Here is a 23,797-nt window from a genome sequence, read left to right as displayed (position 1 = left end):
ATGACGGATCATAATTCTAGCAATATGAGTACTCAGGAAAGCGACGAGCAAGGGCAATTTGCGCTGTTGAAAAAGCGCCGTTTCCTGCCTTATTTCTTAACCCAAGCACTCGGGGCGTTTAACGATAACGTCTATAAAAACGCCCTCCTCTTATTTGTTGCGTTTGGAACCTTTAGCTCGATGACGTCGGATGGATCAGGAATGGATAAGAACCTGATTAATAATTTGGCGGCAGGCTTATTCATACTACCTTTCTTTATTTTCTCTCCGTTAGCCGGGCAATTTGCCGATAAGTACGAAAAATCGCAGCTGATTCGTAAGATCAAATTGTTTGAAATTGGTGTGATGGCGCTGGCGTGTTTCGCGATCTGGCAAGAGTCGATCATGGGCATGATCTTACTCTTGTTCGCCATGGGAACACAGTCCGCTTTCTTTGGGCCGGTGAAGTTCTCCATTCTGCCTCAACACTTGCGCTCAGATGAGCTGGTGGGTGGCAACGCCTTAGTAGAAACAGGTACTTTCCTGGCGATTCTGTTAGGTACCATTTTGGCGGGCTATTTGGTGGATGCCACTGATGCCAAGGTGACGGTATCTATCTCGGTGATGGTGTTTGCCGTACTTGGTTATCTCGCGTGTCGCAGCATTCCAAAAGGTGAAGCACCATCGCCTGAACTGAAAATTAATTGGAATCCGGCAACCGAACTGATTGATGTGTGGAAGCGCACGCTTGATAACCGTTCGGTGTATTTGTCGATCATGGCGATCAGCTGGTTTTGGTTTATGGGGGCGAGCTATTTAACGCAATTCCCGAACTTTGCTAAGGACGTACTGCAAGGCAATGCGCAGGTTGTGACCTTGCTATTAACATTGTTCTCGATTGGTATCGCTCTGGGGTCTTTGTTGTGTGAACGCTTGTCCGGGCGAAAAATTGAGTTGGGCATTGTGCCAATTGGTTCGTTGGGGATGAGTGTTTTCGGGATTGATTTATTCTTTGCCGTTCCGGAGACAACGGTTGCCGATATTGGTGCGGTTGCCTTTATTCAGAATCCTGACAACTGGCGTTTAATGGCGGACTTGTTGCTGTTATCGATCTCTTCTGGTTTGTTCATCGTACCTTTGAATGCGTTAATTCAAGAGCGCTCGGATGAAAAAGAACGTGCTCAGGTGATTGCCGCCAGTAATGTCTTTGGGGCTTTATTTATGGTGGCCAGTGCCCTGTTTGCGATCCTGTTCTTGAGTGTTTTGGAACTGACCATTCCTGAATACTTCTGTGTATTGGCGATTATGAACCTTGTGGTGGCTGGTTATATCTATGCGCAAGTGCCGGAGTTTGTGTTGCGCTTCTACATTTGGATGCTGTCTCACACCATGTACCGGGTAAACCATAAGAACCTGGAAAATTTACCGGATGAAGGTGCTGCGGTAATCGTGGCGAACCATGTCAGCTTTGTGGATGCGCTGTTGATCGCTGGTGCTTGTCGTCGTCCGCTACGCTTTGTGATGGATAAGCCGATCTATGAGAGCAAAGGCTTGAACTGGTTCTTTAAGTTGGCTAAGACCATTCCGATTACCTCTGAGCGACGTGACCCAGAGGCCTATCAAGCAGCGATGAATCAGGTCAGTGACGCGTTAGCCAATGGTGAAGTGGTGTGTATTTTCCCGGAAGGTCGTCTGACCCGGGACGGTGAAATCGACACCTTCCGCCGAGGTATTGAGTTGATTATTGAACGCAACCCGGTACCTGTGTTGCCTGTGGCGCTACGCGGTCTGTGGGGGTCTTTCTTCAGTCATGGGAATGGTGCTGCTTTGGCCAGTCCTCCCAAACGTTTCTGGTCAAAAGTGGATATCTGGGCCGGTGACCTGGTGGCGGCTGAGCAGGTGTCTGCGCCGTTGCTGGAAAGTAAGGTGAAAGACTTACGTGGGGATCTTGCTTAGAAGGATTAAGTCTGGAGCCGCTTTCGCCTGATCCATCACGATCAGGCGAACTGACCTAAATGCATTTGAATCGCTTGATACAGGGATTCCATCTTAAACGGCTTAGAGATAAAGCCGACCATTCCGACTTCAAAACACGATTGCTGGCTTTCAATGGTGCTGTTAGCGGTTAATGCGATGATCGGCATGGTGTGACCTAAAGCGCGTATTTCTTGCGTTGCTTGTAAGCCATCTTTTTCTGGCATCTGTAGATCCATCAAAATCAGATCGAAATGCTCCATGGTCACTGCATCGACGGCTTCATCACCATTACCAGCCAGAGAAACCTCCAGACCCAGTTTCTTCAGCATGGCATTAGCTATCTTTTGATTTACCGGGTTGTCTTCGACTAGCAGTACTTTGCCCGAGAGTTTCATAGCCGCATTACTTTGATCTTCAGGTGTGTCTTGATAGACATCTTCTTGCTGGGCAGGTAAGTAAGGAATCGACAAGGTGAAGGTGCTGCCTTGATCTACTTCACTGCTTACCTGTAGTTCACCATCGAGAATTTCAGCCAGTTTCTTACTGATGGCTAAGCCCAAACCAGAGCCGCCAAAGCGTCGGCTGATGGAAGAATCTTCCTGTCCGAACGGTTTAAAGATGGCTTCGCGTTTATTCGGTGCGATGCCGATGCCAGTGTCTGAGACGGAGATTATTAGGCGATCTTCTTCCAGGCGCAGATTGACTGAGACTTCACCTTCATGAGTAAACTTGATGGCGTTACTGATCAGGTTTAACAATATTTGTCGAAGCTTATTGGGGTCTCCCAAGACCAGCAATGCATGATTTTGGTTGCTATCAACCTGATGAGGTTGTGTCTCATCGTTGAATCTGAGCGTCAGGAGTTTGTTCTTGGCTTGAGCGTTGTAGATAGAGGTGACAGAGCGAACCAAACTGATGGCATCGAAGGGGACCTGTTCTACAACATGACGTTCCGATTCCATACGGCTGTAATCAAGCACATCATTGATTTGAGCGAGCAAGGCTTCAGACGATTGTTCCAGGGTTTTCATTAAGTCGGCGCAATCACTGACGTCTTCCGAGGCTCGCATTAATTGAATGCTGCCGATGATGCCATTGAGAGGCGTGCGGATTTCATGACTCATGTTAGCGAGGAACTGGCTCTTAGCCTGACTGGCGTTTTCGGCTGTAATCCGTAGGTGGTTGCTGCGTTTGAACTCGCGGTACAAGACCCAGGTCAGCACGAAAATCACCAAACCCAGCCCCAGAATGAGCACCCGTGTGAGCTCATAGGTTTCTAACACTTTCTTGGAAACGTCATGGAAATTTTGATAACTGCGCTGAAAGATTTCCCGAATTCGGTGTTTGTATTCTTGCGACCAAGCACTGTTCACTTCTTGAAGCGCTATCGCGTACTCAGGCGACATCTCATAGAGTTGCGCTTCATGCGTGTTTAAGTAGGTTTGAATGTTCTTAAGGTAGCGAAAAGAGGTTTGATCGTACTTCTTTAACTCCTGGCCTGCTTCACCTCCGACCAGGATATCCGCTCGGTTCCACAGCAACTCCAGCTTAAAGACCGCTCGATTACGATTTTCTTCGTTGCTGAGGTGAATGTATTGAATGAGCGAACTGTTGAGTCGCTCCAGCTCTAGTTGGAATTGTGAGAGATGCCAAGGACGGTTATCGGTGATTTGTTCTGAGTATTGCTGAATCTCGCCGGAGATACGGATAAAGATGACGGCTAACCAGATGGTGACCGTAAACAAAATCAAGAACCAGAAATTAATGAAATTATACCGCTTCATTCGTAGGCAGACTTTTCTACAGGTTAAACAAGAATATTAGTAAAAGGATAGTTCGGTTAGCTGCCAAATCGACCAGTCTTGGTATTTACGCTCGATTAAGTGAGGATATTTACTCCAGGGAAATACGATCCAAAAAGGCCCTTTGTTTCTTAACCTCATAGGTTGTCCTTCGGCATGGGATGCGATAAATGCCCCCGAATTGATCGCTTGCTGAAGATCAATCTCGACTTGATAATCGTTAAGTGCCCTGGCGCGTACCTTAGTTGCCTGAATTTGGTAATGTGCGATTAAGGCGCTCAAGCTGACCCCCGAGTAAACTTCGGGCTCATTTGTCCATGGCGTGATGGTTTTAAGTGTCTCTTGAGTCAGGTCTTTTAGTTGTTCCTGAGATAAGTGGAGTGCTGTTTCGTGATTTTTAATGGTCAGCTCATAACCATAACTCAGCATACCAAACAGGGAAAATGCCAGACCTAAGAGAAATTGAACGGCTAGTTTACTCATAAAATTTTCCCTTAGTCATAGAGGCAGAAGGTTAAGCAGGGGCGATTTTAATAAGGATTAACTAGTTGAGTATATAGAAAATTGGTCAATCGGTTGAAATTATGCCATTAATCCGCTGAAAGGCGCTGTTAGAACGAAATGTCTAAACGCTTTCTAAGAAGCCTGTTCCTTGAGTAAAGACAAGCTGTTAGCAATCAATGTTCGAAACCACTTTTGCTCTTCTGGTTTGTGCTGTCTTTGGTGCCAAATCATTTTGTAATTGAAGGAGGGGGCCTCTAATTCAGTGGGTAACTTCAACGTAGCCAAGCCCAGTTGCTCAAACACTTGTTCATTGAACCCTTTTCCTCCCAGCATCACAAAATCTGTGACGAGTAAGGTCTGTATGGCGCTGTTGAGATTATGGGTCTCTAACAGAATATTGCGCTTACGCCCTAAACGTTCTAGGGCTTCCCGGTCTTTCTGCTGGGTGTCGTTAAATTCGGGAATTACCAGCTTTATGAAAGGATAAGAAAGGTATTCATCTAAGGTAATGATTTCTTTGGTGGACAGAGGATGTCCTTTGCGAACCAGTACACAAGGCGAAATATTAGCAAAGCTGTGTTGATAAAAGTTGGCTCGTTCCACGTCTACTAAATTAATCGCCAGATCCAGTTGACCAACGCTGAGCTCGTCCATGCTGTCTTTAGACCAAGGTACTACCTGAACTTTTACATTCGGTGCAATTTGACTCAGTTGTCGCATTAGCGCGGGACAAATACGCGCGGCAAGGTTGTCCATCAACGAGATGCGAAAGGTTCGGTCGCAGTGCAGTGGGTCAAATACCGGGGGATCAAGTAGCTGTTTAAGTTGCTCCAAGGTATTGTACAGAGACTCTCTTAATACCAAGGCTCGATCAGTAGCTTGAATGCCATGTGTGGTGCGAAAGAACAGTTCTTCGCCAAACATATCATTCAAACGCGCTAGCATTTTACTCATGGCGGATTGTGTGACGTGCATTCGCTCTGCCGCACGAGAAACATTTTGCTCCTCAAGTAATACTTGGAACGCCACTAACAGTTTGATGTCGTATCGAGCCAGTTCTTCGAGTTTCATGGTGTGGGTTAAGTGTTTTATGAATGTTTGTCTAGTGTAGACGGATGTGGGGGCCGTTTGATAGACCCGGTTTGAAAACCAGATCCATCAACGGTTGTTTCCTGGGGGGTGAATGATTGAATTACGTCAAAACAAGGTTGAATTACTGCATTATTCTTCGTAACTCATCAAACTCTATTGGCGGGGCCGCTCTCCAACGCGTGGTGACAGCCTCGGCCATGGATTGATCTTTAAACAATAAGTTATTCACGTATTTTTGTGTTGAATCATGAAAGACCAGCAGTACATTTTCGTCAGTGTCAGAGTATGCTAACAAGGTAACTTTTTCTTCTCCGGGGAAGGCTTCATGTTCTCTGGTGGGTAAATGGATTGTCAGAGTATCTGCCGTGTCGTCGTGCGTTTCAATTTCCCAGTCAGCTTCGATTGGGGGGTAGCCATCCGGTGTTAGTGTTACGGTGTTGTCAGTAAATTCCATCCGAGTAAAAATTATAATGGGTTCGTTACTATTTACATCGCTTTGGATATCTCGTAAGTGATACCAGGTTTGGTCGGCAAAGTGCTCAGCGGTTAAGGGCTTCCCATAAAAGTAGTTCGGTGCGTCTGTAGGGATGTAAGTGTAAGGTTGGTCTCGATCATCAAAGATCAGGATCAGGTTCTCAGACTGATAAACGACCTCATGGGAATATTCATCATTATTACCAAAGATTAGGCGATGGCCATCGAATTCGTAAGGTGCAGGGATAGTAAGAATTCCGTTCACGTTTCCGTCTTCAAAGGTGATGTTGTTGTGAAATTCTTTGAGCCCAATGATTCTAGTAAGGTGCACTAGTGACCAGAGTTGCCGATCAAACAAGTGTTCGACAGATTGATCGACAGGTTCTACTTCCGCGCCGGTTTCTGATAAGTTGAATCGAATGGAATCAAGATCTGTCCCCAAGTTTTGCTGATTAACCAGTGCCTGCGCAAACTGAGTTACCAGAGTATTAAAGTCGTCTGCATCCATTTCTTCTGACAGAGCCGGAATAATACTTCGAGCAAATAAATGGGCTTGACGCGCATCGTCGGCGAGGTCGGCATTTGCCTTCAATTCAACGTAATCTTCTGCAACCACGGATTCATGAACATTTAACAAGGCTGCCAGTTGAGCCGTCGATAGATTCAGTTGCTTGGCCAAGGTTGTGAAGGGAGTAACAACACTTGAGCCAGCTTCGGCAACCAACTCGTAGGAGTTGCTGATCATGCCAATGTGGTCGGCGTCCTGCGTTTGACCCGCGATAATACGAGCGATGATCGGATACTCTTTATCCGCGTCATCAATGGCGATTTTACCCTGAGCGTTGGTCGTCTCGTCCAGTGTTTCACCCTGATCGCAGCTTGAGTTGCGATTTCGATCGATGCAGATTTGGGCATTCTCTAAGTAGCCGTCGATGACGGTAATATCCTGATTCGATGTGCCTGGATTCGTTGGAGTGCCGCCGCCACTGGAGCTTCCACCGCCTCCGCCACAACCGGCTAAGGTCAACGCAGAAGCTAATGCGAGGGTTTTAAATGGCAAGGCAGGAGTTAATACATTCGACTTCATCAGACGTGATCCTTGTCTTCAATTGGAATTAGGTTATTCCTGTGGGCTATATAAGCCACACATCCTTGTAGAACTACCCGGTGAGGTCAATGCGCAGTTACGAATCATAATTATTCGATATTGTAAAATGGATTAATTATTGGGCTGATAGTGAATGTATTGATAGAAAGTGATAATGAAACAGAAGAGATAGTGTGAGTAATTTCTATGTCGCAGTCAAAAAAGCCCCGTGATAAGGAAGCAAATCACGGGGCAAAATGGTTAGTAAGGGGGTTACATAGAAAGGTTGCGTTGCTGTTTAAAACTTGTAGTTCACCGACAGTGAGCCTGCGATGGCGCTGTTGTCGTAGTCGCCGGCTGGGCTGGCCAATAGGCCTTCGTGTTCTTCAATCTTGGTGTTGCCAAGGTCAGCGTACTCCACACCCAGTGAGACTTGGGTTTGATCGTTCATCTGATACATGGCGCCCAGGGTGTAGCGCTTGATGTCATCTAACGGTAGATCCGCGGTGCGGTCTTCCGTTTCTACCGGGCTTTCGTCGTACGAGAAACCGGCTTGTAGGGTCAGATCTTGAGTTAACTGGTAATGACCACCGATGGCGTAACGGTTGGCGTCTTGCCAATTGCGTTCGATCGGAATGTCTAAGCCACCGCCCAAATCGGCACTGATGGTGGTGGTTTCAAAGTTGCTGTAGAAGGTACGGCCTAAGTCCCATAAGAGTGCGGTTTTGTCGGTCACTTGATGGTAACCACTGATTACGGCACTGGCTGGATTTTCCCAGTTCAGACGCGTGGTGGCACTGCTGTCCATTAAGGGCGTTCCGCCAATGTTAGCCGTAATGTCGGCGTCGCCTTTCAAATCGGTTTCCACTTCGGAGCGATAGACCACGCCTATGCGATGATCCTGATTGAATTCCCACATAGCCCCCGCTGTCCAGCCATAGTCGATACCGTGTGCGTCCAAGGCCATATCGGCTTCAACTGTCGGATCGATTGGGCCTGGTAAGTTCTGAGTAAAGCTTGGTGACAATTCTTGTTCGGCAGTGGTGTAGTTGATGTTAACTCCACCCCCTAAGGACAAATGGTCGTTGATTCGATAAGAAATTGTTGGCTGTGCCTGAATGGTTTGTACACTGGCGGAGGTTACCGCATTACTGCCGGTCCATTGGCCGCCGTAATCGATTTCACTGCCGAATGGAGCCAAGACTGAAAAGCCCAGTTTTACGTCTTCACTGAGACTGTGAACGTAGGCAAAGGAGGGAATGAATACGGTGCTACCGGAATCGCCGCCACTTTCTTGGGTTGAATCTGCTGCGTCGAATTGTAAGTCGGTGTCGGCGACGATGGCTCCAAAACCTATTTGGTTGCCTTCTACCAATGACATGGTGGCCGGGTTTGCCCAACTTGAGCCTGCGCCGTTACCTTCTGCTGCGTGTCCTGCGCCGGCGGTACCGAAGTTTGAAGAGCCGGGCATCAGCTGAAGACCGACTGCATGGGCAGGCGATGTGAACAATGGACTGGCGGAGATTAATGCGCCAGCCATCGATAGTCGTACTTTACTGCGCGTTTGATGTTTCTTGGTAATGCTGTTGTTATTCTGTTTACGTCGCATAATGTCACCCTTGTGCTTAGAGGTTCCCATCTGGGTTTTGGGTAATTTAGCGAGTCGTGAACGGAGAAAAAAATGAATCCTTAGATTAGTTGATATTCCTATAGGGAATGAAACTAATTGATGATTATGCTATCCGGGAATGTCATGGCAGGTTCGAGCGGTGATTAGCCGAGCTGTTTGTGCAGCGCTAGCAATTGTGCCTTCATTTGGTTCGGATCTTTAGACGAGGTGTCGTCGCCTTGTTGAGTTTGGAAGGTTCGTGCCGTGTCGATGCGGCTTAACCACCAACGCATGGCCGAGGTTTGTTGCATGATAGGAAGCGCGGTTTTCTCCTTATCGGATAAGGGTCTCACACTTTCGTAGCCGTCTAACATGGCTTGGTAGCGATCACGAAGGATGTGGTGTTGTTCATCTAAAGTCCAGTCATTCAAAGTGATGGCTAGATCGTAGACTGCATAGTCATAACTTGCATTGAACAAGTCGATTATTGCAGTGATCTTGTTGTTATCTACCAAAACGTTGTCATGAAATAAATCGCCATGAACGGATGTCTTGGGCAAACCTTGAGCGGCGTCTTGGTAACGCTTAATGCCGTCTTGAATCAGGGCTTTATCTTCACTGCTTAACTCATCAAAGTGCTCGACACTGTGTTGCCAGAAGGCCAAGCCTTTCGGACACTGGTGATGTTGTTTGTAGCTTTCTCCGGCACGATGGAACTTAGCCAGCTCAACGCCGCATTGATGGCATAAGTCCGCCGTCAGCTGTTTCGGAGTACGCCCTGGCAACTTTGGAAAAACTGCACCGGGTTTGTTATAGAGAGTAATGAGTCGTGAACCTTCGGTGTTCAATAACGGATCGGGCACAGGCACCCCTTGCTGATACAGATGATCGTACAGTTCCAAATAATATGGCAGGGCTTGTTCCTGAGTGTATTCGAACAAAGTGAATACCCACTCACTTTGAAGCCCTTCTTTTTCGGAGATAAAGAAGTAGGTGGTGTTTTCAATGCCGTCCGCGACGCCTTTAAAACTGACGACTTCACCCAGCTGGTAAGTTTCGCAGATGAATCCAAAGTCTTGTTGGGAAAGCTGGGTATACACGGACATGGTTGAGTATCGCTATGCAGAGTTTTACAGAAAGTGGAAGAATCAGGCAGACAGTATTAGCTATGCCTGTAGGGCTCGTTTGGCTGTTACCATTCAAGAATTTTCCAGGTTGGAATCAACAGTTGCGACTCATCGGTTCGAAGCATCTGACCATTCTCAGCAGGTATCAAATAGTAGGTGGGTGCATTCTTCGGCTCGACCTTGATCTCCACCAAGATTCCATTCACATAGTATTCCGAAATTTTCTTACTATCCGTCTGTTTAATGATGACTTCTGGCTCAGAAATGTCGTTCTCGGTTTCCGCGTAATTCGGCGCGCTTACAACCATGGCAAGCATCATTAGAGACGCCTGAAGTATTCTTTTGAGTCTGAGTGAAGTCTGTAGACGCATGGTCTATCCCTCGTGTGTCTGCTACTATTTGGTGCTTTTAATGATACGGTTCCTGCATCCGATAATACGGCCATGAATGGCCGGTGTACACCGAATTCCCTCTGATACCTACGGATATTTCTTTGCTATGACTGATCAAAGCCCTGCTCCTTTAATTCTAGTTGATGGTTCATCGTATTTGTTCCGGGCTTTCCATGGATTGCCACCATTGACCAATAAAGACGGTCATCCAACCGGGGCCATAAAAGGGGTGATCAGCATGTTGCGTCGGATGATGGCGGATTTCCCGGACAGTCACATGGCGGTGATTTTCGATGCCAAAGGTAAGACCTTCCGTAATGACATGTATGAAGAGTACAAAGCTAATCGTCCACCCATGCCGGACGATTTGAGAGTCCAGATCCAGCCGATCCATGAAATCATTCGTGCTATGGGAATCCCGCTATTAGTCATAGAAGGGGTGGAAGCGGATGATGTGATCGGAACGCTCTGTCTTCAAGCCACCGAACAAGGCGTCGACACCATAGTATCGACCGGTGATAAAGATATGGCGCAGTTGGTCAGCGCTCATGTGTCGCTGGTGAATACCATGACCAACACCACCATGAACCGCGAAGGGGTGATTGAGAAGTTTGGCTTAGCGCCTGAACAGATCATCGATTATCTGGCGTTGATGGGCGATAAAGTCGATAACATCCCTGGTGTACCTGGGTGTGGCCCGAAAACAGCAGTGAAGTGGCTGGCTGAATACCAGACGCTGGAAAGCCTCACCGACAATGCTGAACAAATCAAAGGAAAAATTGGCGAGAAACTTCGCGCGAATCTAGAACAGCTGCCGTTGTCGAAAGCCTTGGCCACGATTAAGTGTGATGTCGAGTTGGATCAAGGGCCAAAAGATTTGGTATTGGGTGATATCGACGACGAAGCTCTGCTTGGTTTCTTCAATACCTTTGGATTTAAAAGTTGGGCCGAAGAGCTCAAAAATAAAGGCGTAAAAGCGGCGGATGTTGCTGTGTCAGGTGCTGTTTCAGGTGCTGATAGTGAAGCAAGTAATGAGGCTCAGGAAGTCGTGATTCCTGAGGTATCAGAGACTGAGTACCAGACGCTGTTAGATGAAGCTTCATTAAAGAGTTGGGTCAGCCTGTCTGCAGCTAAACCGATTTATGCGTTTTATCCTGTGGTGTCTGACGACCATTATCGCGCCGCACACTTTATTGGTTTAGCCATCAGTGTTGAGCCGGGCAAAGCCGTTTATGTTCCGTTAACGCACGATTATGTGGGAGCGCCTGAGCAGCTCGACCCAGAAAAAGCGCTAGAGATTCTTGCTCCTCTGCTGAAAGGCGAATCCATTAATCAGGTGGCTTACAACGCCAAACGTGTGGCCCATGTGTTGGCAAACTATCAACAGCGCTTTGTAGGACAGATTCATGATGTGATGCTGCAGTCTTATGTATTGAACTCGGTAGAGAGCAAACATGAACTGAGCGAAATCGTGTCGTTGCATCTCAATGAAACGCTCAAGAACGACGAAGCGATTCTAGGCAAAGGCAAGAAGCGGTTAGCACCGAGTCAGCTGGAAATTGATGCAATGGCTGAGTTTGCCTGTGCTCAAGTGGATATGGTACTGCGTGCTTATCAGGTGTTGTTGGCGAAGTTAAAGCAAGAATCGCAGTTGGATTGGGTGTATCAATGGATTGAACGTAAGCTCTCGCCGGTATTAACCGATGTCGAAGCCAATGGTGTACAGCTGGATCAGACGGAATTACACAATCAAAGCCAGTATCTGGCAGAAACGCTAGCAACTATTGAAACGCAGGCCTACGACCTAGCTGGTGAAGAGTTCAATATGAATTCACCAAAACAAATCGGTGAGATTCTCTATGAGAAGCTTGAATTACCGGTGAAGAAAAAGACGCCGAAAGGTGCACCTTCTACTGCAGAGCCGGTGCTTCAGGAATTGGCGCAGGAATTTCCACTGCCTAAGTTGATTCTCGAACATCGTAGTCTGGCGAAACTGAAGTCTACTTATACCGATGCCCTGCCCGAGTTGGTTCGACCTGAAACGGGGCGTCTGCACACGACTTATCAACAAGCGGTGGCCGCCACAGGACGTTTGTCGTCGACCGATCCCAACCTTCAAAATATTCCGATCCGTACCGAAGAAGGCCGTAAAGTCCGTAAAGCCTTTGTGGCGCGCCCGGGCTACAAAATCATGGCGGCGGATTATTCTCAAGTTGAGTTGCGTATTATGGCGCACTTGTCTGGCGACCAAGGTTTGGTGAATGCCTTTAAACACGATCTGGATGTGCACCGAGCCACCGCTGCTGAGGTTTTCCACGAAACATTGGACGAAGTGACGGCGGATCAACGCCGTAAAGCGAAAGCCATTAACTTTGGCTTGATCTACGGGATGTCGGCCTTTGGTTTGGCTCAGCAATTGGACATTCCCCGTGGTGAAGCAGCAGAGTACGTAAAGCGCTACTTCGAGAAGTACCCAGGCGTTAAAGAATACATGGATCAAACCCGTGGCGAAGCCGAAGATAAAGGCTATGTTGAAACACTGTTTGGTCGTCGCTTGTATTTGCCGGGTATTCGTTCATCCAATCAAATGGTCAAGCAAGGTGCATTACGTACGGCGATTAACGCGCCGATGCAGGGAACGGCGGCCGATGTCATTAAGATGGCGATGATCGATGTGCATAACTGGTTACGCGAAGCCAAGGTGGATGCCAAGTTGGTGATGCAGGTACACGATGAATTGGTGTTGGAAGTGGCTGAAGCGGATGTGGAATTGGTGCGTGATGGCGTGCGTTTCCGCATGGAGAATGCCGCGTCGTTGGATGTGCCATTAATAGTTGATGTGGGTGTCGGTGATTCCTGGGATGAAGCCCATTAACATTTAATTCGAAGCTACTGCGCTCGACTATACGTTGTTAAAAGTCAGCTTAAAATACTCATTTACTCTATGTAGACTCCGTTTTTTCGCTGACTTTTGCCTAGTCTAGCCTACGCTCATGACGCTTCTTTGATTGTTGAACTGGCGTTTTGTGCTCAATCGGATGCTTATTTAGTATTTAAACAGGCGTTTTAATTTAATGAGGAAAAAGTTTGAACTAATAGACAGTTTGGTCTTCTAACCTAGTAACTCACATTGAATCTGAGTGATTCCGAAGATAGTCAAGCATTTGAAGGGTCGCAGCAAATTAAGTGTGTAGTGTTTTCCTCGTTATTCTCTGTTTTCAGGTAGTTGCCCCGATATTATATCGGGGCTTTTTTTGTCTCTTGTTCCGTCTTATTCAGAGTCTTGATCGATGAGCTCTTCGATGGCTTGATCGGCTTCGTCGGGGGTAAGCCACTCAGTCAGGCGACTTTTAAGTTGATCTAATCCTTCTTTCTTTAGTGCAGAGAAGGTTTGAACGCTGGCTTCACCTTGGAAATCTTTAAGTGCTCGTTTCACATCCAGCATGGTGTTCTTAGCAGGCCCTTTTTTAAGTTTATCCGCTTTGGTCAACAGAATATGCAGTGGCATTTGGCTGTCTTCAGCCCACTGAATCATCATGCGGTCAAACTCTTGAAGTGGATGGCGTATGTCACTAACTAACACCAACCCTTTTAGTGATTTACGCTCTTCGAGGTATTTGGCGAGGTGTTTTTGCCACTCGAGTTTCTGTTCCAGAGGGACTTTGGCAAAACCATAACCCGGTAAATCCACCAGGCGGGTTTGTTCTTCCCCTAAGGTAAAGAAGTTGATCAGCTGAGTGCGACCAGGGGTTTTACTGGTTCGAGCCAGTTTCTTTTGTTGAGTTAAGGTATTGATCGCGCTCGACTTACCTGCGTTTGATCGACCTGCAAATGCCACTTCTGCACCGGTGTCGGGTGGGCAGTGTTTGAGTGTCGGTGCACTCGTAAGAAACTGGGCAGCATTGAATTTGATGGTGATTCGATCAGACATAGGTGTTCATCCAAAGAAAATGTGCGGGAATGATACTCGGAATACAGAGAGGTTTCAGCAGTTGTTCGTGTTTTGTTTGGTTAATATTTGAACGGAATGAGCAAAAACGGATTAAGTACGCTTAGGAATAACCTTTTGGAACTTAGAATAGATAGTATATAATACCCGCACTTTTTTGGCGGGGTCTTGGCATAGTACCAGGATCGAGAGAAATATAACGATGAGGAGAGCGGAAAAAGCGAGTATACGCCTATTCCGTTCACACGTTAGAGACAATAAACGGGTCTTAACAATGAAGAAAATCATTCTGACTGCTCTAATTGCAATGGGTGTTGTTAGCTATGGTCACGCAGCTGGTGATGCCGAAGCGGGTAAAGCAAAGGTTGCTGTATGTGGCGCTTGTCATGGTGCTGATGGTAACAGTGCTGCTCCAAACTTCCCGAAATTGGCTGGTCAGGGTGAAAAATACCTGTTGAAGCAGTTGAAAGAAATTAAATCGGGTGACCGCGCAGTGCTAGAGATGACGGGCCTTTTAAACGGGTTTAACGATCAAGACTTGGCGGATATCTCTGCGTTCTTTGCATCTCAGAACGGTACTGTAGGTTATGCGGACAAAGAGAAAGCCGCGCTGGGTGAAAAGATCTACCGTGCAGGGATTGCAGACCGTGGAATTGCTGCTTGTGCTGGTTGTCACTCGCCAACAGGTAAAGGTAATGCCCCTGCAGGTTTCCCTGCATTGGGTGGTCAACACGCACAGTACACGGTTAAGCAGTTGAAAGATTTCCGCGACTCAAAGCGTGCTAACGATCCAAATGGCATGATGCGCGACAACATCTACACTATGCGTGATGATGAAATCGAAGCGGTTTCTCAGTACATTCAGGGTCTTCACTAAGCTTTAGTGCCTTTGCTCGATTGATCCAAGTCAACAAAGAATCATTTTTTTTGAGGCGTTGACCGGGATTAAAAGGAACCAAGTTCCAAGCAAATGATCCTACCAAAAGGGAGTCTTAGACTCCCTTTTCTTTTGTCTGGATAAAAGCTACATTGACCCTTTATTTTCTGGCCAGATGGTTGGATATGGAAAGGATTCGACCTGAAGGGATCAACCTGAAAGGTTCGATCCGACTGATGCGGTTTGATGATACGATCAATAATAGGAGTATTTAATGAAAGCCTTGCTCACTTCTCTTCTCACAGCGACTTTACTTGTGATGTCGCAGCTTGTGTCTGCTGAAAGTTTTGTTGCCGGGAAAGACTACCAGGAGGTGCCTTACGCGGTTCCGACGCGTGATGAAAACAAAATCGAAGTGATTGAGCTTTTTTGGTATGGCTGTGGTCACTGCTTTAAGTTTGAGCCGATGGTCCATGCCTGGTCCAAAACGGTAGCGGACGACGTAGATTTCTACCAACAGCCTGGTGACTTTGGTGGCTGGGCTACTGAAACGCAGCTGCACTATGCCATGGAAGCACTGGGTGTGTTGGAAAAAGGTCGCGACATGGTGTTTAACGAATATCATGTGGTGCGTAGTAAGTTGCGTAGTGATGAAAAGCGTATTGCCTTCTTTAAGCTGCTCGGTGTATCTGAAGAAGACTATACTAAAGCTTGGAATTCGTTCTCAGTTCAAAGTAAGGTAAACATGGCACAATCGCGTACCAGAAGTTACCGTGTTACAGGTGTTCCTGCGATGGTTGTTAATGGCAAATATCGAGTTGATACGCGTTCTGCAGGCAGCTTCGAGCGTATGCTTAAAGTGGTGGATTTCCTGATTGAAAAAGAGCGTGCTGCTAAATAAGTAGTCGCTCACACAGACCACAGATTTGGGTGATTTATTAAGGGATAATGATGCTGAAGAAGGTCAGAAAACGCGTTGAACAGCTAAAGGAAGCGGTGGATGAGATCCGCTCCTTATCTGTGTATAAAGACGTCGCTGGCGCTCAAGTTGACTATCCCGTTCAAAAGTATCTGCCAGTCATTGAAGATGATGGTCTTGAACACCTGAGACTGATCTCCTTCAACATCCAAGTGGGCAATTCAGTGGGACGTTATCTCCACTATTTGACTCGCAGCTGGCAGCATCTTTTCCCCTACTCTAATCGTATCGATAACATGGATCGCATTGCCGATGTGTTATCACACTTCGATATTGTTGCTTTGCAAGAAGCGGATGGCGGCAGTCTTCGCAGCGGTTTTGTTAACCAAGTGAAGTATCTGGCGGATCGCGGTCAATTCAGTTTTTGGCATCAACAATTGAACCGTGACTTTGGTTTGTTGGCACAACACGGCAATGGCGTGTTAAGTCGCATCGTTCCGAAATCGGTGGATAACCATGTTTTACCCTCCTTAATTCCTGGCCGAGGGGCGATGTTTATCGAGTTCCAGACCAACACCGATGAGCCTTTATTAGTGGTAATGATGCATCTGTCGTTGTCTCAGCGGGCGCAAATGAATCAGTTGGCCTATGTGAAAGAACGCGTGCAGGATCATCAGCATGTTGTTGTGATGGGGGATCTGAATTGCCATGCAGAGCGCTTGGTAGAAAACTCGCCGTTAAAAGACAGTGAACTTATGTTGGCGACGGATGGAATCAGTACTTTTCCAAGCTGGGCGCCTCAGAAGGGGCTGGACCATATTCTTATCAGTCCGACCTTACGAACACACGCAATTGATGTGTTGGATCATCCAATTTCAGACCATTTACCGGTCGCTATCGATGTCAGCTTACCGCAAGGGGTTAAGTTGATGGATCGTACCACTCACTAACCGCATTCCGGCATTGAACTCACAACTGATCGAGGCCTTTTTGAGATTCAATGATCAGTGATGGCTCAATAACGAGAGTGGGAATTCACAGCTGAATTTACTGCCGTAGCCCAGGCGGCTTTCGATGCCTAAATGACCATTGTGGCGAATAATGATGTGCTTGGTAATGGCGAGACCTAACCCCGTTCCGCCAGTATCCGATTTACGACTCTCGTCCACTCGGTAAAAGCGTTCGGTCAGATGCGGAATGTGTTTTTGGTCGATGCCTGGGCCGTTATCAATCACGTCTACGTGGATACTGGTTCGGTCATGATAGCCTTTGACTTCAATGCGTCCGCCACTTTGAGTGTATTTTACGGCATTGATGATTAAGTTGCTGAAGGCGCTGCGTAGCTCGTCATAGCTGCCGCTCATTTCAATGTTGTCTTCACAGCTTAGGATAATCTCATGCTCGCCGTTGCTGTAAGTTCTTGCTTCCGCGGAAATGTTATCCAGCAGATGCTTGAGATTGACCGGTTGCTCTTCAAGATTGATTTCAGTGGTTTCAAGACGCGTCAGAATTAACAGATCTTGTACCAGATCTTGCATACGGGTAGCTTGTGTTTGCATTTGATGGAAGATGCGTAGCCAACGATCATTGTCGTCGGTGTAGTCAATTAAGGTTTCCAGATAGCCAATCAGTACCGTCAGCGGAGTTTTAAGTTCGTGACTGACATTGGCAATAAAGTCCTTACGCATGCGTTCGAGGTGTTCAATGTGAGTGATGTCTCGTGCGGTGATCAATCTATCGTCGTTACCAAATGGTGTTACTGAGATCTCTAAGACCATCGTGGGGTTGATCGGGCTGTTGAGTACCAAAGGCGTGGTGTAATCACCGTACTCAAAGTACTCCACAAAGTCGGGATCACGAATCAAGTTGGTGATCTGTTGGCCTCCGTCATCTGGTGAACGAAAGCCAAGCAAGGCCTCTGTTGAACGGTTCCACCATTCCAGTGTGCCATCGTATTCGACCATGATGACGGCATCTTGCAGTGCTGCCGTAGATTGCTGGATACGATCAATAATGGTTTGAAGGCGGCGTTTGCCTGATTGGTGTTCTTTCTCTTGCCGATAGATGGAGTCGAAGAGTTTTCCCCACAGACCTTCACTGAGAGGGAGCTTATCCAGCTCTTGATGTTGTAACCAGGATTCCAAACGGGACATCTGACGGATATTCCACAGTACATAGGCCGCAAGACCTAAAATGAGCCCGACCAGAGGAAAACCAAAGAAATATCCGATGAGAGATGTAGCCAGTACCAGCAGCGTTACCCGCTGTAATTCAATATACCAATTACTTAACACCGAGTGCCCTCAACAGCCACAAGATAAAAAGAAAGGATAAGTCGATTGCAGTACTTATCCTTATTGTTGCTGACAGCTTACTCTAAGCAGCCTTTGTCGAAAAGCGATAACCGGTTCCGCGAACGGTTTGAATTAGGCCATCGTGCCCTGTCACCGCAAGTGCTTTTCGCAGACGACGAATATGTACGTCTACGGTTCGCTCTTCAACATACACATTGCCACCCCATACGTGATCCAGCAATTGACTGCGTGAATAAGCACGTTCTTGGTGTGTCATAAAGAATTGCAGCAAACGAAATTCGGTTGGCCCCATCTCAATGGAGTCTCCGTGGGCTAAAACGCGGTGAGACACCGGATTTAACTCCAGACCATTAACGCTGACCGTTTCTTCGACGCCTTGAGGCGTGGTTCTGCGAAGTACCGCTTTAAGACGAGCAACCAGTTCTCGTGGTGAGAAAGGTTTGGTGATGTAATCATCAGCACCCACTTCCAAACCTTGGATTTTATTATCCTCTTCGCTTTTCGCGGTGAGCATAATAATAGGTACATCCGAGGTTAATTCGTCTTTCTTGAGTCGTCGTGCAAACTCAATACCGGATACGCCAGGCAGCATCCAATCCAATAGAATTAGGTCTGGTTGTTGATCGACGATGATTGAATGCGCAGATTGCGTGTTCTCGGCTTCAAGGCAGTTATAGCCAGCCATTTCCAGCGCAACCATGATCATTTCCCTGATCGGGGCTTCGTCATCAACAATTAGAACTTTTTTTCCCGCCATCACTCATGCCTGTGTTGGGTTATTGAATAACAAAAATTTAAGACAAGCGTATTAGAAGACAGTTTTGTTACAGAAGTATGACATTAATTGCAAAGCTTGCACAAAGTAGAGTCAAGCATTTGGTTTTTGGAGGGCGTAAATACGCCATAAGTATGGCCCATCCGCGGTTTAAGCCAGTTAATCAGCGTACTAAATAGTCGATAAAAATACCGGTAAAAATGCTTGCGCCAACCCAGTGATTATTCAGAAATGCTTTAAAACACATATCGCGATCACGGTGTTGCGTGAGGGTGTATTGATAGACAAAGAAGCCGGTGGCGGCGAGTAATCCAAGATAAAAGAAAATACCTGCGGATAACTGGTTTGCTGCTAATAACAGCGTGCAGAGGGTCAGCACCTGAAGGCTGATGATGGCGATATTATCCATGTCGCCAAATAGAATGGCCGTTGATTTGATGCCGATCTTTAAGTCATCTTCACGGTCAACCATGGCGTATTGGGTATCGTAGGCAATTGTCCATAATAAGGTTGCGGCGTACAACAACCAAGTGACTTCTGAAACCGATTGTGTTTCTGCGGTGAAGGCCATTGGCACAGCCCAGGCAAATGCGGCACCCAGAAACACCTGCGGGAAGTAGGTGTAGCGTTTCATAAAGGGGTAAAGTGCCGCTAAGAAGAGTGCGCCACAAGACATATAGATCGTTTCTAGGTTGGTAAAAAGCACCAATACAAACGATGTGAACACTAACGTAGCGAAGAGCAATAAGGCTTCTTTGGTGGTGACACGGCCTGATGTCAAAGGACGATCTTGAGTTCTGCGAACATGCAAATCAAAGTCGCGATCGGCGTAGTCATTAATAACACAGCCGGCGGAACGCATAAACACGACACCTAGAACGAAGATCACTAAATTTAAAACGTGTGGAACGCCTTCTGCAGCTACCCACAGTGCCCATAAAGTCGGCCAAAGCAACAGAAAAATACCGATGGGCTTATTAATGCGCATCAATTGTAGGTATTCAGGAAATTGTAGTTTGATGTGCTTGGCTAGATTGTCCATTGTCTTAAACTTGCGTACTCCGTTTTGATCATGGGAATACTAGGAGGATTGCCGAGAAAAGACAACGGGCATAAAGGTTTCCGTTACCAATAAGGTTTTATGGCTGCCATTACAGGTGAAAATTGATCGACGACCCCAGTGAATTTCCCGGTTTTTTTGATAACGCCCTATCTCAAACTGCTTTCTTCGGTATCGCGGGCTACTGAAGAGTAAATGACCGAGCGGCTTACTGCCTAAATGTCGGAGCTTGATGTCAGGTCCGGTTAACGTCGAAAGAGGCACAACACTACGCGCTCTGACCCAGACAGCGCCATCCACAATTAGGTCGACTTCCCTGATCCAGCCGAAGTCAGAAGAACAGGCCAAAACGCTCTTTTCATGTTGGAAGAGTTTATTGATGCCTTCTTTATTAACCTTTACTTCAAAAGAGGAAGTGCTTTGAGCCATCAGACGTTTGGTCAATGAGCCTCGATGTAACAGCCAGCTACGTTGGGAATTAGACCAAAGGTTGGCGTACTTTTTATACGCTGATGTCCAACGATGTATGTAATGAGGTGTTTCAGGCATGAATAACCGACGCCATAAATTCCGTTTATCTGGTTTGCTTTGGAGGTCGCAGTATACTGGAGTTTCAGGAGATTATCTTTTGTAGGATTGTAAGACAATATTGATTGAATTAGAATGCGCTTACAAATTTCAGGTGATATAGTGCCTCAACCACGAGCCGACATCTACTTTAGGTATTAGCTGTTTTCACATCTGATCTGTTAATTAAAGTTAGAATGTCACGGCACTCCTTACGTGAGGATGTTGTTCTTACGGTGTTTTTCATTAAAGGCATCAATGGGATACCCTCTCCTGGAATACATAATTATTAAAACTCTGAGGAAGCTGTATGAAAAAATGGCAATGTGTCGTGTGTGGCTGGGTATATGATGAAGAGCTGGGCTGTCCTGAAGAAGGAATTGCACCTGGCACTCGTTGGGAAGATGTACCGGACGATTGGGAATGTCCAGATTGCGGAGTTGGTAAAGAAGACTTCGAAATGATAGAAATTGCGTAACCCACTACCCTTGGTGCAATTTCAGACACAAAGGAAATTCGTCAAAAGCGAAACTGTGTCCATCCAAAGATCCTCCTTGAAATGAAGCGCTGATTTCACGCTTTATTATTTCTAACTAAGGGTGACTGCATGACAGACAACAAAGAACTGCCTATCGTAATCATTGGTTCGGGCTTAGCCGGATATGGTGTTGCGAAAGAATTTCGTAAGTTAAATACAGAAACGCCATTACTGATCATTACGCACGATGATGGCCGCTCCTATTCCAAGCCGATGCTTTCAGCAGGCTTTACCAAGGATAAAACGGCTGCGGCGTTGGCGATGGCAAATGCTGGGGAGATGGCTACTCAGCTAAAAGCGTCGATTCGTACACAAGCAGAAGTTACAGCAATTGATACTGAGGCCCATATCCTTTCTCTGGGCGAAGAAGAAATTCCTTATAGTAAGTTGGTCTTGGCAATGGGTGCTAAGACGCATAAAGCACCTATTGAAGGCGATGGCAGCGATTTCGTATTCTCTGTGAATGACTTGGTGGATTACGATCGTTTCCGTCAAGCGGCCATTGGTAAAAAGAAAGTGGCCATTATCGGTGCTGGCTTGATTGGTTGTGAGTTTGCAAACGATTTGCGAAACGGCGGCTACGACGTTGATGTGGTGGCTCCAAGCCAGACAGTACTTCCTAACATGTTGCCTGAGGCTGCTGCGCAGGTGTTACAGCAAGGTCTGGAAGCTGCAGGCGTTCGTTTTCATTTGGGAGCACTCGCTAACCGCGTTGTGACCCAAGACGATGGCGTGAAAGTCTGTTTGTCCAACGGTGAAGAACTCGAAGTGGATCTTGTATTATCCGCGATTGGTTTGACACCGCGTGTGGAATTAGCGAGCAAAGCTGGCCTTTCGTACAACAAAGGCATTGTGGTTGATCGAACCCTCCAGACATCCCAGCAAGATATTTACGCCTTGGGTGACTGTGCAGAAGTAGATGGCTTAGTGCTGTTGTATGTGCTGCCTCTGATGGCGTCGGCACGAGCTTTGGCGAAAACTCTGAATGGCGATGTTACAGATGTTCAGTACGGTGCCATGCCTGTGGTGGTTAAAACGCCGGCGTGTCCAACTGTGATTGCTGCGCCTGTGGATCAAGCAGGTGAATGGGTTGTGGAAGGTGAAGGCCAGGATTTAAGTTGTAAATTCCTGGATGCCGAAGGTAATCTGAAAGGCTTTGTGTTAACAGGTGCTAAGGTGGTTGATAAGTTGAATTTGTCGAAGCAATTGCCGCCGTTATTAGCTTAATATTCGGTAGATTAGTGCCTTCAGTGAAAGGGGAAAGTTGATGTGAGACTTTCCCTTTTTTAATGCTCAATTACTGCATCAAGCCCATGGCTATCGCATTTTTTTCATTTTATTTTTGGTAAATGAATCTTTTTGTTCTAGGCTCTATACATTCCATTTGGAATGAGGTGTAATCAGAAATACTTGATCAAAAGATTAAGTGCTACTTTGATAACAATAAAGAAGGGAACATTATGCGTAAGCCAGAACTTGCTGCGGCAATTGCAGAATCCACTGGGCTATCCAAAACTAAAGCAAACGAAGTTCTTACTGCGTTAACAGATGAAATCACTCGTGCGGTAAGTGATGGTAATGCGGTTCAGTTGATTGGCTTTGGTACATTTGAAACACGTCGTCGTAACGAGCGTACCGGTAAAAATCCACAAACCGGTGAAGCGATCAAAATTCCTGCAAGTAATTATGTTGCATTTAAAGCAGGTAAAGCTTTAAAAGAAGCTGTGAACTAATCGATCTTGCCATAGTATTTGTATCGAGAAGAACCGGGCGATTGCCCGGTTTTTTTATGTTTGCAATCTGCCTCTGTTATTAAACTGGATAAGACAGAACGTGATTCACAAGAATGCCTTCCATAATTATAAGAGGTGATCCTATGGCCAATTCTGCACTCATAGAACTTGCAGGTTGTACTGTATTAACGTTTCGGTGTAATGACCGTTTCTTTGCGCTGCCAATAAACTCTGTGAATTACATCATGTCGGAACAGGGCAACAACGTAAACTTGCGTTCAACCGATCATCAGACCCGCAAAGCTATGGACTTCAATGGTCAGGTCATTCAGATTATTGATTTTAGTCGTTTGATTGGTGCGAGTTCTCAAGTGGAGGAAGTTCGGAGGGTCATTAAGCTCTTGCAGCAACGACGACAAGATCACATCAGTTGGCTTGATTCCTTGGAACACTGCTTACTGACTGATGAACCGTTCAGTAAGGCGACCGATCCCGATCAATGTGCTTTCGGCCTTTGGTACGATGCCTTTGAAACCGATGACGATTTGTTGTCGGATATTCTCAAAAAATTCGATGAGCCTCATAAGCGTATTCATGGCAGCGCTGAGATATTGTTATCTTTGTCTTCTTCTGGAGAAAAGCAGGAAGCGATTCGACGCTTAGGTATTGAGCGAACTACCACCTTAAAGCGGCTTTTGGATTTATTTGATGAGGCTGCACAACGACTGAACGATATGATTCGTCCTGTGCTGGTGGTGTTAGAAGCCAATGACCAGATGTTCGCGATTGAGCTGGATGAAGTCAGTGGCATTCTTGAGTGCTCTACAGATGAAGTGGTGTCATCCACAGAAGACATCAATGGCTATGTACATGTAGATCACATTGTCAGTGCTTATATTTCTCGAGATGGCTTACCCATACACAGCCTTATTGAACCAAAGAAATTGCTGGCAACTGTCACAGGTAGATAATCTGACGCTTTACGAAAGAAGAAATAGAAAGCCATGTCGGCTTTCTATTT

General features: G+C 46.5%; 21 protein-coding genes. 9 read left to right on the top strand and 12 right to left on the bottom strand.

Translation table 11 applies throughout. The features are described from left to right. Positions 1-1,935: an MFS transporter gene (locus ACFOEK_RS16500; protein ID WP_386722568.1), complete on the top strand. Its 1,935-nt coding sequence runs from the start codon at positions 1-3 to the stop codon at positions 1,933-1,935. A 41-nt stretch (positions 1,936-1,976) separates the two neighbouring features. Here ACFOEK_RS16500 and ACFOEK_RS16495 read toward each other — a convergent pair whose 3' ends face one another. The 7 genes from ACFOEK_RS16495 to ACFOEK_RS16465 form a co-directional block, all read right to left on the bottom strand. After that, positions 1,977-3,740, bottom strand: coding sequence for a response regulator (locus ACFOEK_RS16495; RefSeq protein WP_386722567.1), 1,764 nt, complete (start codon positions 3,738-3,740; stop codon positions 1,977-1,979). A 36-nt stretch (positions 3,741-3,776) separates the two neighbouring features. Beyond that, a complete protein-coding gene (locus tag ACFOEK_RS16490) occupies positions 3,777-4,241 on the bottom strand; it encodes a molybdopterin-dependent oxidoreductase (RefSeq protein WP_386722566.1) in 465 nt (154 codons plus the stop codon). Between the two features lie 153 nt (positions 4,242-4,394). Further along, positions 4,395-5,333 carry a LysR family transcriptional regulator gene (locus ACFOEK_RS16485; protein WP_386722565.1) on the bottom strand — a complete coding sequence of 313 codons (939 nt, stop codon included), beginning with the start codon at positions 5,331-5,333 and terminating at the stop codon, positions 4,395-4,397. Between the two features lie 142 nt (positions 5,334-5,475). Continuing rightward, complete coding sequence (locus tag ACFOEK_RS16480; RefSeq protein WP_386722564.1) at positions 5,476-6,915, bottom strand: hypothetical protein; 1,440 nt, start codon at positions 6,913-6,915, stop codon at positions 5,476-5,478. Between the two features lie 298 nt (positions 6,916-7,213). Beyond that, entirely contained in the window at positions 7,214-8,524 is a 1,311-nt protein-coding gene (locus ACFOEK_RS16475) for an OmpP1/FadL family transporter (protein ID WP_386722563.1), read from the bottom strand. 164 nt (positions 8,525-8,688) lie between these two features. Continuing rightward, positions 8,689-9,630 (bottom strand): homoserine kinase, encoded by a 942-nt coding sequence (locus tag ACFOEK_RS16470; protein WP_386722562.1) that lies wholly within the window; start codon positions 9,628-9,630, stop codon positions 8,689-8,691. A gap of 86 nt (positions 9,631-9,716) precedes the next feature. Further along, on the bottom strand, positions 9,717-10,022 hold the full coding sequence (locus ACFOEK_RS16465; RefSeq protein WP_386722561.1) for a DUF2782 domain-containing protein: 306 nt from the start codon (positions 10,020-10,022) through the stop codon (positions 9,717-9,719). A 127-nt stretch (positions 10,023-10,149) separates the two neighbouring features. On the opposite strand from ACFOEK_RS16465, the gene polA reads away from it, so the two are divergent. Beyond that, entirely contained in the window at positions 10,150-12,918 is a 2,769-nt protein-coding gene (gene polA, locus ACFOEK_RS16460; RefSeq protein ID WP_386722560.1) for a DNA polymerase I, read from the top strand. Positions 12,919-13,314: 396 nt separating this feature from the next. Here polA and yihA read toward each other — a convergent pair whose 3' ends face one another. Then, complete coding sequence (yihA, locus tag ACFOEK_RS16455) at positions 13,315-13,974, bottom strand: ribosome biogenesis GTP-binding protein YihA/YsxC (RefSeq protein WP_386722559.1); 660 nt, start codon at positions 13,972-13,974, stop codon at positions 13,315-13,317. 292 nt (positions 13,975-14,266) lie between these two features. Here yihA and ACFOEK_RS16450 point away from each other — a divergent pair, with 292 nt between their 5' ends. The 3 genes from ACFOEK_RS16450 to ACFOEK_RS16440 all read left to right on the top strand — a co-directional run bounded on the left by ACFOEK_RS16450 (position 14,267) and on the right by ACFOEK_RS16440 (position 16,738). Beyond that, complete coding sequence (locus ACFOEK_RS16450) at positions 14,267-14,869, top strand: c-type cytochrome (RefSeq protein WP_386722558.1); 603 nt, start codon at positions 14,267-14,269, stop codon at positions 14,867-14,869. 274 nt (positions 14,870-15,143) lie between these two features. Continuing rightward, positions 15,144-15,770, top strand: coding sequence for a thiol:disulfide interchange protein DsbA/DsbL (locus ACFOEK_RS16445; RefSeq protein ID WP_386722557.1), 627 nt, complete (start codon positions 15,144-15,146; stop codon positions 15,768-15,770). A 50-nt stretch (positions 15,771-15,820) separates the two neighbouring features. Continuing rightward, a complete protein-coding gene (locus ACFOEK_RS16440; protein ID WP_386722556.1) occupies positions 15,821-16,738 on the top strand; it encodes an endonuclease/exonuclease/phosphatase family protein in 918 nt (305 codons plus the stop codon). 54 nt (positions 16,739-16,792) lie between these two features. Here ACFOEK_RS16440 and phoR read toward each other — a convergent pair whose 3' ends face one another. The 4 genes from phoR to ACFOEK_RS16420 all read right to left on the bottom strand — a co-directional run bounded on the left by phoR (position 16,793) and on the right by ACFOEK_RS16420 (position 20,487). Further along, a complete protein-coding gene (gene phoR, locus ACFOEK_RS16435; protein ID WP_386722555.1) occupies positions 16,793-18,082 on the bottom strand; it encodes a phosphate regulon sensor histidine kinase PhoR in 1,290 nt (429 codons plus the stop codon). Between the two features lie 82 nt (positions 18,083-18,164). Then, positions 18,165-18,860: a phosphate regulon transcriptional regulator PhoB gene (gene phoB / locus ACFOEK_RS16430; protein ID WP_386722554.1), complete on the bottom strand. Its 696-nt coding sequence runs from the start codon at positions 18,858-18,860 to the stop codon at positions 18,165-18,167. Positions 18,861-19,041: 181 nt separating this feature from the next. Beyond that, positions 19,042-19,920 carry a 4-hydroxybenzoate octaprenyltransferase gene (gene ubiA / locus ACFOEK_RS16425; protein WP_386722553.1) on the bottom strand — a complete coding sequence of 293 codons (879 nt, stop codon included), beginning with the start codon at positions 19,918-19,920 and terminating at the stop codon, positions 19,042-19,044. Between the two features lie 39 nt (positions 19,921-19,959). Further along, positions 19,960-20,487, bottom strand: a complete 528-nt coding sequence (locus tag ACFOEK_RS16420) for a chorismate--pyruvate lyase family protein (RefSeq protein ID WP_386722552.1) — start codon at positions 20,485-20,487, stop codon at positions 19,960-19,962. Between the two features lie 328 nt (positions 20,488-20,815). On the opposite strand from ACFOEK_RS16420, the gene ACFOEK_RS16415 reads away from it, so the two are divergent. From ACFOEK_RS16415 to ACFOEK_RS16400, 4 genes are all read left to right on the top strand, one after another. Next, positions 20,816-20,983, top strand: a complete 168-nt coding sequence (locus tag ACFOEK_RS16415; protein ID WP_386722551.1) for a rubredoxin — start codon at positions 20,816-20,818, stop codon at positions 20,981-20,983. Between the two features lie 129 nt (positions 20,984-21,112). Then, positions 21,113-22,270: an NAD(P)/FAD-dependent oxidoreductase gene (locus ACFOEK_RS16410; RefSeq protein ID WP_386722550.1), complete on the top strand. Its 1,158-nt coding sequence runs from the start codon at positions 21,113-21,115 to the stop codon at positions 22,268-22,270. Between the two features lie 233 nt (positions 22,271-22,503). Further along, positions 22,504-22,776 carry an HU family DNA-binding protein gene (locus ACFOEK_RS16405; protein ID WP_284383165.1) on the top strand — a complete coding sequence of 91 codons (273 nt, stop codon included), beginning with the start codon at positions 22,504-22,506 and terminating at the stop codon, positions 22,774-22,776. A 143-nt stretch (positions 22,777-22,919) separates the two neighbouring features. Continuing rightward, positions 22,920-23,747, top strand: a complete 828-nt coding sequence (locus ACFOEK_RS16400) for a CZB domain-containing protein (RefSeq protein ID WP_386722549.1) — start codon at positions 22,920-22,922, stop codon at positions 23,745-23,747. The last annotated feature ends 50 nt before the right edge of the window (positions 23,748-23,797 follow it).

This window comes from Litoribrevibacter euphylliae (genome assembly GCF_042646085.1).
Classification (GTDB): domain Bacteria; phylum Pseudomonadota; class Gammaproteobacteria; order Pseudomonadales; family Litoribrevibacteraceae; genus Litoribrevibacter; species Litoribrevibacter euphylliae.
The sequence above is the reverse complement of the archived record's forward strand: the minus strand, read 5'-3'. Positions and strand labels throughout refer to the sequence as shown.

Bases quoted from the DNA above. Each gene is read 5' to 3' on its own strand.
- ACFOEK_RS16470 (WP_386722562.1), bottom strand. From the start codon at position 9,630: ATGTCCGTGTATACCCAGCTTTCCCAACAAGACTTTGGATTCATCTGC.
- polA (WP_386722560.1), top strand. From the start codon at position 10,150: ATGACTGATCAAAGCCCTGCTCCTTTAATTCTAGTTGATGGTTCATCG.
- ACFOEK_RS16485 (WP_386722565.1), bottom strand. From the start codon at position 5,333: ATGAAACTCGAAGAACTGGCTCGATACGACATCAAACTGTTAGTGGCG.
- yihA (WP_386722559.1), bottom strand. From the start codon at position 13,974: ATGTCTGATCGAATCACCATCAAATTCAATGCTGCCCAGTTTCTTACG.
- ACFOEK_RS16475 (WP_386722563.1), bottom strand. From the start codon at position 8,524: ATGCGACGTAAACAGAATAACAACAGCATTACCAAGAAACATCAAACG.
- ACFOEK_RS16490 (WP_386722566.1), bottom strand. From the start codon at position 4,241: ATGAGTAAACTAGCCGTTCAATTTCTCTTAGGTCTGGCATTTTCCCTG.
- ACFOEK_RS16415 (WP_386722551.1), top strand. From the start codon at position 20,816: ATGAAAAAATGGCAATGTGTCGTGTGTGGCTGGGTATATGATGAAGAG.
- ACFOEK_RS16410 (WP_386722550.1), top strand. From the start codon at position 21,113: ATGACAGACAACAAAGAACTGCCTATCGTAATCATTGGTTCGGGCTTA.
- ubiA (WP_386722553.1), bottom strand. From the start codon at position 19,920: ATGGACAATCTAGCCAAGCACATCAAACTACAATTTCCTGAATACCTA.
- phoB (WP_386722554.1), bottom strand. From the start codon at position 18,860: ATGGCGGGAAAAAAAGTTCTAATTGTTGATGACGAAGCCCCGATCAGG.
- ACFOEK_RS16495 (WP_386722567.1), bottom strand. From the start codon at position 3,740: ATGAAGCGGTATAATTTCATTAATTTCTGGTTCTTGATTTTGTTTACG.
- ACFOEK_RS16420 (WP_386722552.1), bottom strand. From the start codon at position 20,487: ATGCCTGAAACACCTCATTACATACATCGTTGGACATCAGCGTATAAA.
- ACFOEK_RS16480 (WP_386722564.1), bottom strand. From the start codon at position 6,915: ATGAAGTCGAATGTATTAACTCCTGCCTTGCCATTTAAAACCCTCGCA.
- ACFOEK_RS16445 (WP_386722557.1), top strand. From the start codon at position 15,144: ATGAAAGCCTTGCTCACTTCTCTTCTCACAGCGACTTTACTTGTGATG.
- ACFOEK_RS16400 (WP_386722549.1), top strand. From the start codon at position 22,920: ATGGCCAATTCTGCACTCATAGAACTTGCAGGTTGTACTGTATTAACG.
- ACFOEK_RS16440 (WP_386722556.1), top strand. From the start codon at position 15,821: ATGCTGAAGAAGGTCAGAAAACGCGTTGAACAGCTAAAGGAAGCGGTG.
- ACFOEK_RS16405 (WP_284383165.1), top strand. From the start codon at position 22,504: ATGCGTAAGCCAGAACTTGCTGCGGCAATTGCAGAATCCACTGGGCTA.
- ACFOEK_RS16450 (WP_386722558.1), top strand. From the start codon at position 14,267: ATGAAGAAAATCATTCTGACTGCTCTAATTGCAATGGGTGTTGTTAGC.
- ACFOEK_RS16465 (WP_386722561.1), bottom strand. From the start codon at position 10,022: ATGCGTCTACAGACTTCACTCAGACTCAAAAGAATACTTCAGGCGTCT.
- ACFOEK_RS16500 (WP_386722568.1), top strand. From the start codon at position 1: ATGACGGATCATAATTCTAGCAATATGAGTACTCAGGAAAGCGACGAG.